Consider the following 13,289-nt stretch of genomic DNA (forward strand, 5'->3'; position numbering starts at 1 on the left):
GCGATGGCCGTCTCCGCCCGCGTCGTCCCCGACACCTCGCGCCCGCTCGGCCATGCGCGCATCGTACTCGCGGGGCTCGCGCGCGCGCCCACGGATGCGCGCTTCGGGCTGATGCGCGAGGGCTTCGCGGCCGCGCATCTCGGCCCCGCCGGCTGGCAGATGGGCGAGGTGCTGCTGAGCCCGCTCGCGGTCGAGCCGGAGGCTGGCGGCGTCGCCCTGATCGTCGGCCCCGCCATCTGCCGGCATCTCGAACCGGGGCCCGTGACGCTGCGTCTGCCGGGCGCGGGCGTCGAGACCGCGCTGTTCTGGCCTGCGAGTGTCGCGGTGTTCGAAGAGGGGAACGCGACCATCGCGGTCGGCCTGCGTCGGCCGCGCGCGGAGCCGCCGAAGAAGACGGACGACGACACGCCGAAGCCGACCCCGCCGCCCCCTCCGCCGCCGCCCCCGCCGCCACCCCCGCCGCCCCCGCGCAGCATCGCCGCGTGGCTGGTGGTGGTGGCGCTGCTCCTCGCCGCCGGTGGGGCCGGCGCCTGGTGGTATCTCGGCCGCGCGACCGCGCCACCGCCCGCGCCGCCGCCCGCTCCGGTCGCCGCCTGGCCCGAGGGCACCGACCACCTGACGCCCGCGGAGGTGGTCGCGCGCGCGCCCGACGCGGCCGGCATCCTGGCGGTGGCGCTGCGCCGGCAGCAGCGCGACCGGCATGACGATGCGCTGGTGCTGTTCGAGGAGGCGGCCGATCGCGGCGTCGCACCGGCGCTGACCGCGCTCGCGCGGCTCTACGATCCGAACGGGTTCCAGCCGGGGCGTCCGTTCTCCTCGCCCGATCCGCGTCTCGCCGCCCTCTATTATCGCCGCGCGGAGCAGGCCGGCGACACGCAGGCGTCAGCCCCGCGCGCCGCCCTGCGCGCGTATCTTGAGCGCGAGGCCGCCGCGGGCAACGCCACCGCCCGCGACGCGCTCCGGGAGTTCTGGCCATGACGCTGATCCGCCGCGCGCTCCTCCTGCTGCTCGCGCTCGCACCACTCTCCGCCGAGGCCCAGCCGCGCCAGCCGCTGCTGATCGAGGGTACGACCACGCTCTACCAGCGCGTGATCACCCGCCCCGGCGCCGAGCTCGCGCCGCGCCCGGGCGAGGCGCAGCGCGCGCGCCCCGTGCCCGGGTTCTCGGTGTTCTACGTCTATGCGCGGCGCGACGGCTGGATCGAGGTCGGCGAGGCTGCGCAGGGGCGCACCGAGGGCTGGATTCGCGAGACGGCCGCGATCCCGTGGCGCCACAGCATGGTGCTGGCGTTCACCAACCCGGCGGGGCGCGAGCGCGCGATGTTCCTGCGCGACGAGGAGACCGTGCGCGCGATCTGGTCCGCGCCCGATCGCGCCGCGCGCGCCGCCGCCCTGCGCGCGGCGGCCGAGGCCGGCCGCGAGGGGCCGGTGATCGCGCTCGAACCCGAAGTGCATGTGGACATCACGCGCAACTTCTACCTTCTGCCGGTGCTGTCGGCGCGCATGATGGAACCCGAAACCGGACCCGCCGCGCGGCTGCTGGAGGTGATCTCCGCGCCTGCGCAGGCGGCCGCGCCGCGCGCCGGCGCCGAGGCGCTGCGCGAGTTCAAGGGCGCGGTGATGTTCGTGATCGACACCACGATCTCGATGCAGCCCTATATCGACCGCACGCGCGAGGCGGTGCGGCGGATCGTCGCGCGTATCGGCGACACGGTGGTGCGCGACAGTTTCCGCTTCGGCATGGTGACCTTCCGCGACAGCCTCGATGGCCGGCCGAACGTCGAGTACGTGACGCGCATGGTGAGCCTGCCCGACTTCCAGGAGGCGCCGGACGCCGTGCTCGGGCGCATCGCCGGCGTGCGCGAGGCGACCGCCAGCACCGAGGGCTGGCAGGAGGACGCGCTCGCCGGCGTGAAGCTGGCGCTCGACGAGGTGAAGTGGAGCGAGTTCGGCGGCCGCTACATCATCCTGATCACCGATGCCTCGACGCGCGAGGCGCCCGATCCGCGCGCCTCGACCGGCATGACGGTCGCCGAGATGAACGCGCTCGCCCGGTCGGAGGCGAAGAACGTCGCGATCTACACGATCCACGTGCGCACGCCCGAGGGCCGCGCCGATCACGCGCGCGCCGAGCGCCAGTACCGCACGCTCTCCGCCTTCGGTGCGGCCGGGCCGCTGTACTACCCGGTGCCCGACGGCGATGTGCGGGCCTTCGGCGCGATGGTGGATGTGCTCGCGGATTCCATCCTCGCCCAGGTCGCCGAGACGGTGGGCCGCCCGATCGCCGGCATCGCGCCGCCGCGGGGCGAGGCGGAGCGGCGCATCGCCGAGCAGACCGCGGTGGTGGCGCACGCGATGCGGCTCGCCTATCTCGGCCGTCTCGAAGGCGCGGCCGTGCCCGATGTCGTGCGCAGCTTCACGGTGGACGAGGACTGGGCCGATCCGTCGCCGATCCGCCGGCCGATGGAGGTGCGCGTGCTGCTGACGCGCAACCAGCTCTCCGATCTCGCCGCCACGCTGCGCGGCATCATCGAGGCGGGCACGGCCGGCCGTCTCGCGCCCGAGACGTTCTTCGGCCGGCTGCGCGGGCTCGCCGCGGCGATGGCGCGCGATCCGCGCCGCACCGCCGAGCTCCAGCGCGTCGCCGGCGTGTTCGGCGAGTATCTCGACGGGCTGCCCTATCGCTCGCGCATCATGGGCATCACCGAGGACGAGTGGGTCACGATGGGCGCAGGCGCGCGGCGCGAGATCATCAACTCGCTGGAAGCGAAGCTCCGGCTCTACGAGTCCTACGCGGCGCAGCCCGAGCTCTGGGTGAATCTCGACCAGGCGCGCGCGCCGGGCGAGGCGATGTATCCGGTGCCGCTGTCGCAGTTGCCGTGATCGCGCTCGATCTCGCCGGCATCACGCGCACGCAGGTGAGCGGTGCGGCGCGCTTCGTGCTGGAGATCCCGTCGCTGCGGCTCGCCGCGGGCGAGGCGCTCGCCCTGGTCGGCCCGTCGGGGGCGGGCAAGAGCACGGCGCTCGATCTCGCGGCGCTGGCGCTCGCGCCCGATCGCGCCGAACGTCTCGCGGTCGCCGGGACCGATGCCGCGCCGCTCTGGCGCGCGGGCGACCGCGAGGCGCTCGCCGCGTTGCGCGCGCGCGCGATCGGCTACGTGACCCAGACCGGCGCGCTGCTGGCCTTCGTCTCGGTCGGGCGCAACATCGCGCTGACGCAGCACCTCTCGGGGCGGCATGACCCGGCGCTCATCGCGCGGCTCGCGGAGCGGCTCGGCATCGCGGAGGAGCTCGCCAAGCCTCCCTCGGCGCTCTCTGTGGGCCAGCGCCAGCGCGCGGCGATCGCGCGCGCGCTCGCGCACCGCCCCGCGCTCGTGCTGGCGGACGAGCCGACCGCGGCGCTGCACCCGGAGATGGCCGAGACCGTGCTGACGCTGCTGGTCGAGCACTGCGCCGAGCAGGGGGCGGCGCTGCTGGTCGCGACCCACGACGCCGCGCGTGCCGCCGCGCATGGCTTGGCGCTCCGCCGCGTGGTGCCGGCGGCGCACGAGGCGCGCTCCACCGTCGAGGAGGCGGCCGCGTGCCCGGCGTGAGGCTCGCCGCGGGGCTGGCGCTGGCGGATGCGCGCGCCGAGGCGCGGCTGACGCTCACCACCGTGCTCGGCATCGCCGCGGTGCTGGCGCCGCTGATCGTGCTGTTCGGGCTGAAGGCCGGCGTGATCGACGCGCTGCGCGCGACGCTGATCGAGAACCCGCGCGCACGCGAGATCGTCAACCTCGCCAATCGCAGCTTCGACGCGGCATTCTTCGCCCGGCTCGCGGCCCGGCCGGAGGTCGCCTTCGTCATCCCGCGCACGCGCACGCTCGCCGCCCAGGGCGCCTTCGCCGCCTCCGCCGCAGCCGACACCGCCGTGCGCGCGGAACTGCTGGCCACCGCCCCGGGCGATCCGCTGCTCGCCGGCCTTGCGGTGCCGCAGGGACGCCAGGTCGCGCTGTCGGCGAGCCTCGCGGACCGGCTCGGCGCGCGCGCGGGCGACACGGTGCGGTTCCGCATCGAGCGCGTGCTCGGCGGGGCGCGCGAGACGCTTGCGCTGGATCTGGCCGTGACGGCCGTCGCGCCGCCCGCCTCCTTCGGCCGCGACGCCGCGTTCCTGCCGTTGCCGCTGCTGCTGCTCGCCGAGGATTTCCAGGACGGCACCGCGCCGCGCGAGGTGCCGGAGACGATCCCGCCGCCCGATCCCGCGCGCGTTCATGCCGGGTTCCGGCTGCATGCGCGCGCGCTGGAGGATGTGGTCGCGCTCGATCATGCGCTCAGGCGCGAGGGCGTCGAGGTCGCCTCGCGCGCCGAGGATGTCGCCGGGCTGCTCGCGCTCGACCGCAACCTCACCGTGCTGTTCGTCACCATCGCCGCACTCGGCGGGGCCGGGTATCTCGTCAGCCTGGGCGTCGGGCTCTACGCCAATGTCGAGCGCAAGCGGCGCGACCTCAGCTTGCTTCGCCTGATGGGCCTCTCCGCGCGCGGGCTGACCGCGTTTCCGGTGACCCAGGCGGCCGTGCTGGCCTTCGCCGGTGCGGTGCTCGCCGCGGCGCTCGCGCTCGGCGTGCAGGCGGGGGTCAACCGGCTCTCCTTCGCGGTGGCCGAGACCGGGCGGATCGCTGCGATCATGCCCGTCCATCTCGTCACCGCGACGGGGCTGACCGTTCTGGGCGCGGTGCTGGCGGCAGCCTTCGCCGCGCGCCGGGCGGCCGCGATCGAACCTGCGGAGGGATTGCGCGATGCGTAGCCTTGCTCTCGCCCTCGTCCTTGCCGCGACCCCGGCGGCCGCGCAGGCGCCCTGGCCGCAGGCGCTGTGGAATCCCGCGCCGCTCGCGGACGATCTCGTCCTGCCGCTGCCCTGCAACGGACGGATCGCGCTGCGCCCGGTGCCCACGCCGATGGACGCGGGGCCGCTCGCCGACCGCGCGGTGACGCTCGGCGAGGCCGATCCCGCCACCGACTACTCCGAGTTTCCCCGCCGCGCCCATGTCGCCGGCGCGTTCGAGCACGCGGGCGCCCGCGTGATGTATCTCGGCAAGTACGAGGTCACGCGCGACCAGTACGCCGCCGTCATGGCCGAGCGCTGCCCCGCGCCCTCCGAGGCCGGGCGCGCGCCGGCAGCGGAGCTCTCCTGGTTCGACGCGGTCGCCTTCACCGCGCGGCTCTCCACCTGGCTCGCTGGCAATGCGGCCGAGGCCTTGCCGACGCGCGGCCGCGCGCGCGCCTTCGTCCGCCTGCCGACCGAGGAGGAGTGGGAGTACGCCGCGCGCGGCGGCGCGGCGGTCGGCGAGGCGGATTTCGCCGCGCGCACCCCGCCGATGCCGGACGGGATGGCGGCGCATGTGTGGTTCGCGGGCCCCGACTCGGCGGATGGCCGCGCCCGCCCGATCGGATCGCTGAAGCCCAATCCGCTCGGCCTGCACGACATGCTCGGCAATGTCGCCGAATGGGTGCTGGAGCCCTACCGTCTCAACCGCGTCGGCCGGCGGCACGGCCTGCCGGGCGGGGTCGTCGCGCGCGGCGGTCATTTCCAGACCGATGCGTCCTCGATCCGCTCGGCGCTGCGCGAGGAGTACCCGCCCTTCAGCCCGCGCGACGGCGCGCCGCTCAGGCTGCGCACGATCGGCTTGCGGATCGCGCTCGGCCTCGTCGTCACCGTGGACGACGCGGCACCCGAGGCGTTCCGCGCCGCCTTCGCCGAGGAGGCGCGGCTGCGCGCCGCCACCGCCGAGGACCCGGAGGCGCTGCTCGCACGGCTGCGCGCCGAGGCGGCCGAGCCGGCGCTGCGCGAGGGGCTGGGCCGGCTCGAGACCGAACTCCGCACGGCGGCGGGGCGCACCCGCGAGCGCGAGCGTGCCGCCTTGCGCGCCCAGATCGCGGCGGCGGCGGCACTCGCGCGCCAGGTGGCGGTCGCGCGCGGCAACGACGCGGTGCTGACCGCCGTGCGCGGCCTGCTCGACGGCGTCCAGCCGGTGGTGCCTGAGCCCGTGCGCGCGCCGATCGCCGACACCTCGCGCGCGCTCGCGGGCCATCTCGCCGAGACGCCGGCCTCGGTCGCGCAGCTGCTCGACGGCTATCTGCGCGCGGTGCGCCAGGGCGCGCTCGCCGAGCCGGCGCTGATCGAGGCCGAGGCCCAGGTGGTGGCCGAGGAGATGCGCGCGCGCCGGCTCGGCGTGATGGCCGATCTCGCGGCCCTCGCGGCGCGGCAGATGCGCGACGCCGGGGCCGGGCGGCTGCCGGCCGCGGCCGAGACCGAGGCCGCGATCCTCGCCGCCGCCCGCGCCGCTCAAAGCCGGCGATAATTCTCCAGGGCGCGGGCGATCTCGGCCGCCTGCCGTTCGAGCCGCGCCGCGGTCGCGGGGTCCGGCGCGGCGGCCGCGGCCTGGCGCTCGCGCTCCAGGGTCTCGATGCGCTGGCCGAGCGCAGCCCCCTGGCCCTGGTCGCGCGCGGCGCGCTCGGCCTGAAGTCGCGCGAGCTCCTGGCGCATCCCGCCGATCCGGGTGCTGAGCGCCGCGAGCCGCTGTTCGGCATCGCGCACCTGCGCGGCGGAGATCTCGCGCTGGCGCTCGGCCTCGATCGCGCGGGCGCGCGCCTGCAAGGCCTGCGCCTCGGCGCGCCCGGCCTGGGCCTCCAGCGCCCGCGCCTGGCGCTCGTCCTCGCCCGAGACGGCCGCCGAGAGCCCGCCGAAGAAGCCGCGCTCGCGCGCCGGTCCGGTCGGGCCGCAGGCCGCGGCGAGCAGGGCGATGGCGAGGAGCGCGCGCCTCATGCCTTCGGGCTCTGTCCGAGCGCTTCGCGGAGCTGGCGCGCGGACTCCTCCATGCGCCGGCGCGATTCGCCCACCTGCGCGGCCTGGGCCGAGACACCGTCGGCGCGCATCGCGTCCTCGACCTTGCGGGCATTGCCGATCGCGCTGTCCATCAGGGCGAGATCCTGCTCGGCGGCGCGCCGCTGGGTGGCGAGCTGCGCGGCGGTCGCCTGGCCGCTGCGCACCTGCGCCTCGAGCTGGCGCAGCCGCGCGCGGTTCTCGGCCGCCACCTGCTCGGCGGCGCGCGCGGTCTTGGCGAACTCGGCCGCCTCGCGCTCGGCCGCCTGGGTGCGCGCGATCGCCGCCTGCTCGCGGCTCGCGTAGCGCTCGTTGCGGGTGGCGAGATAGTGCCCGGCGGCGGCGCCCACCATCGCGCCCGCGGTCGCGCCGATCACCGCGCCGGTGCCGCGGTCGCGCGGGCCCGCCAGCAGCGCGCCGAGCAGGCCGAGCGTGACCGCGCCGACCACCGCGCCGGTGGCGATCGTCTCGTTGAAGCGCTCGTTCTGCTCCCGCAGCTCGCGCTGAGCCGGGGTCAGCGGCCGGCCGTCGTCATAGGTCGAGGCGCAGCCGGCGAGCGCGAGCGCGCCGGCAAGCGCCAGCGCGGCGGGGCGGCAACAGGCGAGGCGGGTCAGCATGGTGGTCTCACGCGGGTTCCGTCATTGCGGCGGCGGGATCGCGAACACCTCGACGCGGCGGTTGACGCCGGCGCGCGGATTCGCGGGGTCGAGCGGCTGGAGCGGGCCGAAGCCTTGCGGCCTCAGGCGCCGGCGCGCCACGCCCTGCGCCACCAGATAGTCCACCACCGCGGCCGCGCGCAGATCCGACAACGCCATGTTGCGCGCGAGCCGTCCCGTGCTGTCGGTGTGCCCGTTCACCTCGTAGGTGTGGTTGAACAGGCGCGGATCGTTCATGGCCGCGGCCAGCGGGTCCAGCACGTCGCGCGCCTCCGGCCGCAGCGCGTAGGAGCCGAGGTCGAAGTTCACCGTCAGCACGATGCCGCGCGTGGTCAGCGCGGCGATGCGCTCGGTCTCGGGGCTGGCGCAGCCGGCGAGGGCAGCGAGCGCGCCCCCGGCCACCAGCAGCCAGCGGCGCTCAACGCCCGGCGAGCGCATCGACGATCTCCTGGCGCGAGGGCGTATGCCCGGTGAGGTTGGTCATCGGCGCCCCGGGGCGGCGGACCAGCCCGAGCCGGTCCATGACCGCCTCGGCATCCGGCGGTGGCGTGCCTTCACGCTCGGCGACCGCGCGCGGCAGCGGATAGGTGCGCTCCAGCGCATCGAGCGCGGTGGCGCGCGCCTTCGGGTCGGTGCCGGCGATCATCTGCGCGTTCGGCGTCACCCCGGCGCGGCGCAGGAGATCGGCGACCGCGCCCTCCTGGGGCTGGGCCTCGGCGGCGGTGGCGGCGAGCAGCAGCGAGGCGATCAGAAGCGGGCGGATCATGCGTCGGTTCCCTCCAGCGGCACCGGCCCCAGTATGGTCCCGGACGTGGCAGCCCGATGGCTGCGATGGGGCTCAGCGCGGACAGCCGATGGTATAGCTCCAACGGGTGGTCAACCCGAAACCCGAGACGATCACCTCGACGACATGCGCCTCGGGTCCGCTGCCGGTCGGGCGCCAGTCGAAGCCGATGGAGCCGCGGCCCGAGACCGGGACGCGCGTGGTGGCGACCTGACGGCCGCGATAGAGCACCTCGATGTGATCGGGCTCGATCAGGGTGTTGTACTCCAGCGTGACCCGGCCGGGCCGGTCGCCGAGGAAGTGGCGGTTGCGGGTGACGCCGCGGCCGCCCGACTGGCTCTCGACGTCGCAGGGCTGGGCATCGGCCGGCCGCACGGGCGGGGGCGGCGGCGTGGGGCGCGGCGGGGGCGGCGGCGGTTCGGGTGGCAGCTCGGCGATCGGGCACTCGCTCTGCCGCCGCCCGTACTCGCCCTGGAGGCGGGCGAGCTGGGCGCCCAGACCCTGGCCGCGCCGCTCCTCCTCCAGCAGCGCCGTGAGCGCCGCGAACCCGCCCGGCTCGGCGCGGCAGGCGGTCGCGACCGGCGGCGCGAGCCAGGGCGCCCACCAGCGCAGCAGCAGCACCGCGAGCACGGCGAGAGCCGCGAGCGCGCCGAGGGTCGCCAGCACGGCGGGCCAGGGGAACAGCGAGGGCGGGCGCGCCGGCCGGCCATCGTCCAGCGCGGCGAGGGGCGAGGCGCCGGGCGCGCGCGCGGTCGGCCTGAGGCCCCAGGGCGCGATGACGGGCTTGCCGTCCACCAGATGCACGGCCTCCCAGCCAGGCACCTCGATTGCGCCGCGCAAGAGATCGAGTGCCGAGGTCTCCTCGCGCTCGGCCGCACGCCGGGTCTCGGAGAGGGCGGCGCCGAGCGAGGCGCGCAGGGCCGCGCGTTCCTCCGCCGGCAGGTCGAAATAGCGCCTGGCCGCGGTGCCCTCGACCTCCCAGACCAGCGTGCCGCCCTCGCGGCGCGGGGTCGCGAACAGAGGCCAGCCGGGACCGAGGGCGCGCTCGGCGAGGTAGCGCAGCCCCGGCAGCGCCTCCTCGGGCGTGGCCTCGGCGGGCAGGGCCGGCGCCATGCCCTCGGGGGTGGCCGGGGTGCGGGCGAGCTCGATCATGGCGGCCACCGGAAGCCACCGACCGCCACGGTCTGGTTGGGCCGCGCCTGGCCGCGCAGAACCTGGTCGGGCTGGCCCGGGCGGCGGATGGTGACGCGGAAGGGCGACACGGCCGGCCCGCCGGGGTTGCGCGCGTAGTTGGTCACCTCGATGCGGTATTGGCCGGGTGGCGGATCGCCGGCCCAGGTGATGTTCTCGACCGGCTGGCTGGTGATCGGGCGCGGGCCGCCGGCGACATTCATGTCAACATCCAGCTCAGCGCCACAACCTCTTCTGTTTTCGAAAAAGATGCGGGTGCCGTCGGGGCAAATCACGGCGAGGTCGAGATCGTTCCGGTCGTCCCAGGCCAGCACCACCTGGACATTGCCCTCGCGCGCGCCCTCGCGCCGGGCGCGTTCCAGGTCCTCGTTCGGGCGCGGCGGCTCGGGCGGCGGTGGCGCTTCGGCCTGACGGCGGATCGGCGGGCAGGCGAGGCGGGCCTGCCCGGCTTCCAGCTGGAGCCGCGCGAGTTCCGCGCGCAGCGCCGCGGTGCGCCCCTCCTCGCGCCGCTGCTCGTCGAGCACGGCAAGTCCGGCCGGCTCGGCGATGCAGGCGGGCGGGGCGAGGGCGAACCACCGCCACGGGTCGTGCCAGAGCAGCAGGAGCAGCAGCAGAAGCAGGAGCGCGAGCAGCGCGGCGAGCCACCAGGGCAGCCAGCGCGGCCAGGCGCGCGGCGCCGCCACGGGCGGCATCAGCACCGGCATCGGGCCGGGGCGCCGCTCGGTCGGCTTGGTCAGCAGCTCCGGGCCGATCGACTGGCCACCGATCTCGTGGCCCCAGCCGACCAGCACCGGCTGGCCGGCGCGCACCCGCACCCAGGACCGGTCCGGCACGCGCATGGCCAGCCGCAGCACGTCGCCGAGCAGCCGGTCGCCCTCGCGCGGGCTTGCGCTCAGCGCCGCCGCCTCGGCCTCGATGTCGCCGAGCAACACGGCGAGGCGCTGCTCGGCCGCCTCGCGTTCGGCCGGGTCGAGCCGATCGAGCGGCACCGCCTCGCCGGTGCCGGCGGCGTACCAGTCGATCGCGGCGCGGTCGCGGTCGGGCACGGGCTGGGCGAACAGCGCGGCATGGGCGGGACCGCGCGCGCGGCGCAGATGCGCGGCGATCTGCGGATAGGCCTCGACCACGCGCTGCCCGCCCGCGCCGAGCGGCCGGAGCGCGGCGTCGGACCGGGCGATGGGCGAGGGATCGGCCATGCTCAGCGCGGCAGCGGCGGCGGGTCGGGCGCGGGCGGAGGTTCGGCCGTGCCTTCGCCGGAGCCGGCGCCCTGGGGCTGGCCGGGCTGCGCGCCCTCTCCGGGCGGCGCGGGCGGCGGCGCGGTCGGCACCAGCGCCGGCAGCGGGCCCTCGGGGCGGCAGATCTCGCCTTCCAGCGCGGCGCGGGCCTGGGCGATCTGCTGTTCCAGCGCCGCGTTGGCCGCGCGCGCGCGCTCGAGCGCCGCGCGCGTCGGGCCCTCGTCCACCACCGAGGCGAACAATGGCCGTCCGGCCCATTCACCGACCGCGGCCCGCCAGCCGAGCCAGAAGCCGAGCAGCAGGAAGGCGATCGCGATGCCGAGCCCGGCCGGCAGCATCCACCATCCGCCGGCGGCCGCGGCGACGGGAACCGGCGGCGGGGGAGGCGGTGGCGGCGGGGGCGGTGGCGCGGCGCGCGGCGGCGGTGCGGCTGGGGAAGCGGCGGGGGCGGCCGGTGACGCGGCGGGTGACGCCGGCGCGGCGAGCGGGGCGGTGCCCGCGAACACCTCCGGTCCGGCATCGGCGAGGGCCGGCAGGTAGCGGCCGAGCCCCTCGCGCAGCAGGGAGGCGAGCCGCACCGGATCCTCGCCCGTGCCGCGCGGGGCGAGGCCCCAGCCGGTGATCACGACCCGCCCGTCCACCGACAGCACCGAATCCGGGTCGGCGATCAGCAGCGCGCGGCGGACGAGCGCGCCGCCCTCGGCGTCATCGAGGGCCGGGGCGAGGCCGGCGAGCGCGGCGCGGAGCTTCGCTTCCGCTTCGGCGCGGCGGGCGGGCGAGAGCGCGGAGAGCGGCGCCGGCTCGCCGTCGCCCTCGCCGTACCACGACACCGCGGCGGGCGTGCCGTCGGCGCGGCGGGTCAGCACCGGCTCGGCGAACAGCCCCGACGGCAGGCCGCGCGCGGCGAGCAGGGCGGCGAGCCGGGCATGGCTCTCCAGCACGGAGCGGCCGGCGAGCGCGACAGGCTCGTATCCGGCGAGATCGGTCTTGGACAGCAGGCGCGGCGCGGCCATGGCGTCCCCCGGCAGGGTTGCGGGCGGCGCAGGATAGGGGGCGAATCCGGGCAGCGTCACGGCAGGGCTGACCCGACTCCGCCCCATATCGCACACGGGTGCGGGACCTGCGGGAGGGTGGAGCTTGGCCGGGACCTGGCTGCACGCGCTGATCGCCGCGGCGCCGATCCTCACGGTGCTGGTGCTGATGGTGGGGTTCGGGCGCTCGGCCGCCGTGGCCGGGCTCGCCGGGCTTGCGCTCGCCGCGGCGCTTGCGGTCGGCGTGTTCGGGCTCGGCGCTGGGGGGCTTGCCGGGGCCGGGCTGGAGGGCGTGTTCCTCGCCGCCACCATCCTCTGGATCCTGCTGCCGGCGCTGGCGATCCACGGGCTTCAGGAGGCGCGCGGGGCGCTGGCCACGCTGCGGGACGCGCTCGCGCGGGTGACAGCCGCGCCCGCGCTCCAGACGATCCTGATCGGCTGGTTCTTCGGCCTGTTCATGGAGGGGGCGGCCGGGTTCGGCACGCCGGTGGCGCTGGCCGCGCCGCTGCTGGTGGCGCTCGGCGTGGAGCCCGCGCGCGCGGTGGCGATCGCGCTGATCGGGCACTCGGTCGGGGTGTCGTTCGGCGCGGTCGGCACGCCGGTGATCGCCCAGGCCGAGCTCGTGGCGCAGGGCGAGGCGGCGATCGCGGCCGCGACCGCGCCGATCCACGGCGTGCTCGGCGCGATCCTGATGGGTGCGGTGCTGCTCTCGGCGGGCGCCGCGTTAGCCTGGGGCTGGGGCGTGCTCGCGGCGGTGCTGTTCCTCGCGCCGATGGTGGCGATCGCCGTGCTGGTCGGGCCGGAGCTGCCGACCCTCGGCGGCGCGCTTCTCGGTGGGGCGGCGTTCGTCGCCGCGGTGCGGAGGTTCGGCCCGGCGCGCGCGGGGCAGGCGATTGAGGGGCGCGCGCTCGCCCGCGCCGGCGCGCCCTATCTCGTGCTGATCGCGCTGATCCTGGCCACGCGCCTGGTGGCACCGCTGCGCGCGCCGCTCGAATCGGTGGCGATCGCCTGGTCGCTGCCGGGCGGGTTCGGGGCTTCGGTGCGGCCGCTGTTCCATCCCGGCACGATGCTCATGGCCGGGTTCCTGGCCGGCGGGGCGATCCAGGGCGCGCGCGGAGGCGAGCTGCGCGCGGCACTCGTCAGGGCCGCGGAACGGCTCGTTCCCGTCACGGTCGCGCTGGTGGCGATGCTGATCCTCTCGCGGCTGATGCTGCACGCCGGCATGATCGACGCGCTCGCGGCCTTCGCCGCCGCCACGCTCGGCGCCGCGTTCCCGCTCACCGCGCCGCTGGTCGGCGCGCTCGGCACCTTCGTCACCGGCTCGGCCACCGCGTCCAACATCCTGTTCACCGCCTTCCAGGAGGCGACCGCGACGCGGCTCGATCGGCCCGTGCTGCTGATGCTGGCCGCGCAGGGGGTGGGCGCAGGCGTCGGCAACATCATCTGCCCGCACAACATCGTCGCCGGCGCGGCCGCGGTCGGCATTGCGGGCCGCGAGGGCGCGATCCTGCGCCGCACCCTGCCGGCCTGACTG

General features: G+C 76.6%; 13 protein-coding genes. 6 read left to right on the top strand and 7 right to left on the bottom strand.

What is annotated here, in order from left to right; translation table 11 throughout:
* The first annotated feature begins 3 nt into the window (after positions 1 to 3).
* The 5 genes from F563_RS0101785 to F563_RS23665 are packed head-to-tail and all read left to right on the top strand — an operon-like array spanning position 4 to position 6,337.
* Complete coding sequence (locus tag F563_RS0101785; RefSeq protein ID WP_019012927.1) at positions 4 to 978, top strand: SEL1-like repeat protein; 975 nt, start codon at positions 4 to 6, stop codon at positions 976 to 978.
* On the top strand, positions 975 to 2,882 hold the full coding sequence (locus F563_RS0101790) for a vWA domain-containing protein (protein ID WP_019012928.1): 1,908 nt from the start codon (positions 975 to 977) through the stop codon (positions 2,880 to 2,882). Before F563_RS0101785 ends, F563_RS0101790 begins: the two co-directional genes overlap by 4 nt.
* On the top strand, positions 2,879 to 3,592 hold the full coding sequence (locus F563_RS0101795) for an ABC transporter ATP-binding protein (RefSeq protein ID WP_019012929.1): 714 nt from the start codon (positions 2,879 to 2,881) through the stop codon (positions 3,590 to 3,592). Before F563_RS0101790 ends, F563_RS0101795 begins: the two co-directional genes overlap by 4 nt.
* A complete protein-coding gene (locus F563_RS0101800; protein ID WP_019012930.1) occupies positions 3,580 to 4,782 on the top strand; it encodes an ABC transporter permease in 1,203 nt (400 codons plus the stop codon). Before F563_RS0101795 ends, F563_RS0101800 begins: the two co-directional genes overlap by 13 nt.
* Positions 4,775 to 6,337 (top strand): formylglycine-generating enzyme family protein, encoded by a 1,563-nt coding sequence (locus F563_RS23665; RefSeq protein WP_019012931.1) that lies wholly within the window; start codon positions 4,775 to 4,777, stop codon positions 6,335 to 6,337. The genes F563_RS0101800 and F563_RS23665 overlap by 8 nt, the downstream gene beginning before the upstream one ends.
* Here the strand turns inward: F563_RS23665 and F563_RS0101810 are convergent.
* The 7 genes from F563_RS0101810 to F563_RS0101840 form a co-directional block, all read right to left on the bottom strand.
* Entirely contained in the window at positions 6,322 to 6,801 is a 480-nt protein-coding gene (locus tag F563_RS0101810; RefSeq protein WP_019012932.1) for a hypothetical protein, read from the bottom strand. The two genes, F563_RS23665 and F563_RS0101810, sit on opposite strands and share 16 nt — an antisense overlap.
* Positions 6,798 to 7,475 (bottom strand): glycine zipper 2TM domain-containing protein, encoded by a 678-nt coding sequence (locus tag F563_RS0101815; RefSeq protein ID WP_019012933.1) that lies wholly within the window; start codon positions 7,473 to 7,475, stop codon positions 6,798 to 6,800. Before F563_RS0101815 ends, F563_RS0101810 begins: the two co-directional genes overlap by 4 nt.
* Before the next feature lie 21 nt (positions 7,476 to 7,496).
* Positions 7,497 to 7,952, bottom strand: coding sequence for an OmpA family protein (locus tag F563_RS21225; RefSeq protein WP_019012934.1), 456 nt, complete (start codon positions 7,950 to 7,952; stop codon positions 7,497 to 7,499).
* On the bottom strand, positions 7,933 to 8,280 hold the full coding sequence (locus F563_RS0101825; RefSeq protein WP_019012935.1) for a hypothetical protein: 348 nt from the start codon (positions 8,278 to 8,280) through the stop codon (positions 7,933 to 7,935). The genes F563_RS21225 and F563_RS0101825 overlap by 20 nt, the downstream gene beginning before the upstream one ends.
* Before the next feature lie 72 nt (positions 8,281 to 8,352).
* The gene (locus F563_RS23670) at positions 8,353 to 9,450 is read right to left on the bottom strand and encodes a hypothetical protein (protein WP_051089306.1); all 1,098 of its coding nucleotides are present in this window, start codon (positions 9,448 to 9,450) and stop codon (positions 8,353 to 8,355) included.
* Positions 9,447 to 10,685 (bottom strand): YfaP family protein, encoded by a 1,239-nt coding sequence (locus F563_RS0101835; RefSeq protein WP_026299246.1) that lies wholly within the window; start codon positions 10,683 to 10,685, stop codon positions 9,447 to 9,449. The genes F563_RS23670 and F563_RS0101835 overlap by 4 nt, the downstream gene beginning before the upstream one ends.
* 2 nt (positions 10,686 to 10,687) lie before the next feature.
* The gene (locus F563_RS0101840; RefSeq protein ID WP_019012937.1) at positions 10,688 to 11,737 is read right to left on the bottom strand and encodes a hypothetical protein; all 1,050 of its coding nucleotides are present in this window, start codon (positions 11,735 to 11,737) and stop codon (positions 10,688 to 10,690) included.
* Between the two features lie 124 nt (positions 11,738 to 11,861).
* Between F563_RS0101840 and F563_RS0101845 the strand changes: the two genes are divergently transcribed.
* Entirely contained in the window at positions 11,862 to 13,286 is a 1,425-nt protein-coding gene (locus F563_RS0101845; RefSeq protein WP_019012938.1) for an L-lactate permease, read from the top strand.
* Positions 13,287 to 13,289: the final 3 nt, after the last annotated feature.

This window comes from Elioraea tepidiphila DSM 17972 (genome assembly GCF_000378465.1).
In the GTDB taxonomy this organism is placed as follows: domain Bacteria; phylum Pseudomonadota; class Alphaproteobacteria; order Acetobacterales; family Acetobacteraceae; genus Elioraea; species Elioraea tepidiphila.

Excerpts from the sequence above, each read along its gene's own strand:
- F563_RS0101785 (WP_019012927.1), top strand. The coding sequence starts at position 4 with ATGGCCGTCTCCGCCCGCGTCGTCCCCGACACCTCGCGCCCGCTCGGC.
- F563_RS0101790 (WP_019012928.1), top strand. The coding sequence starts at position 975 with ATGACGCTGATCCGCCGCGCGCTCCTCCTGCTGCTCGCGCTCGCACCA.
- F563_RS23665 (WP_019012931.1), top strand. The coding sequence starts at position 4,775 with ATGCGTAGCCTTGCTCTCGCCCTCGTCCTTGCCGCGACCCCGGCGGCC.
- F563_RS0101810 (WP_019012932.1), bottom strand. The coding sequence starts at position 6,801 with ATGAGGCGCGCGCTCCTCGCCATCGCCCTGCTCGCCGCGGCCTGCGGC.
- F563_RS0101815 (WP_019012933.1), bottom strand. The coding sequence starts at position 7,475 with ATGCTGACCCGCCTCGCCTGTTGCCGCCCCGCCGCGCTGGCGCTTGCC.
- F563_RS21225 (WP_019012934.1), bottom strand. The coding sequence starts at position 7,952 with ATGCGCTCGCCGGGCGTTGAGCGCCGCTGGCTGCTGGTGGCCGGGGGC.
- F563_RS0101825 (WP_019012935.1), bottom strand. The coding sequence starts at position 8,280 with ATGATCCGCCCGCTTCTGATCGCCTCGCTGCTGCTCGCCGCCACCGCC.
- F563_RS23670 (WP_051089306.1), bottom strand. The coding sequence starts at position 9,450 with ATGATCGAGCTCGCCCGCACCCCGGCCACCCCCGAGGGCATGGCGCCG.
- F563_RS0101835 (WP_026299246.1), bottom strand. The coding sequence starts at position 10,685 with ATGGCCGATCCCTCGCCCATCGCCCGGTCCGACGCCGCGCTCCGGCCG.
- F563_RS0101840 (WP_019012937.1), bottom strand. The coding sequence starts at position 11,737 with ATGGCCGCGCCGCGCCTGCTGTCCAAGACCGATCTCGCCGGATACGAG.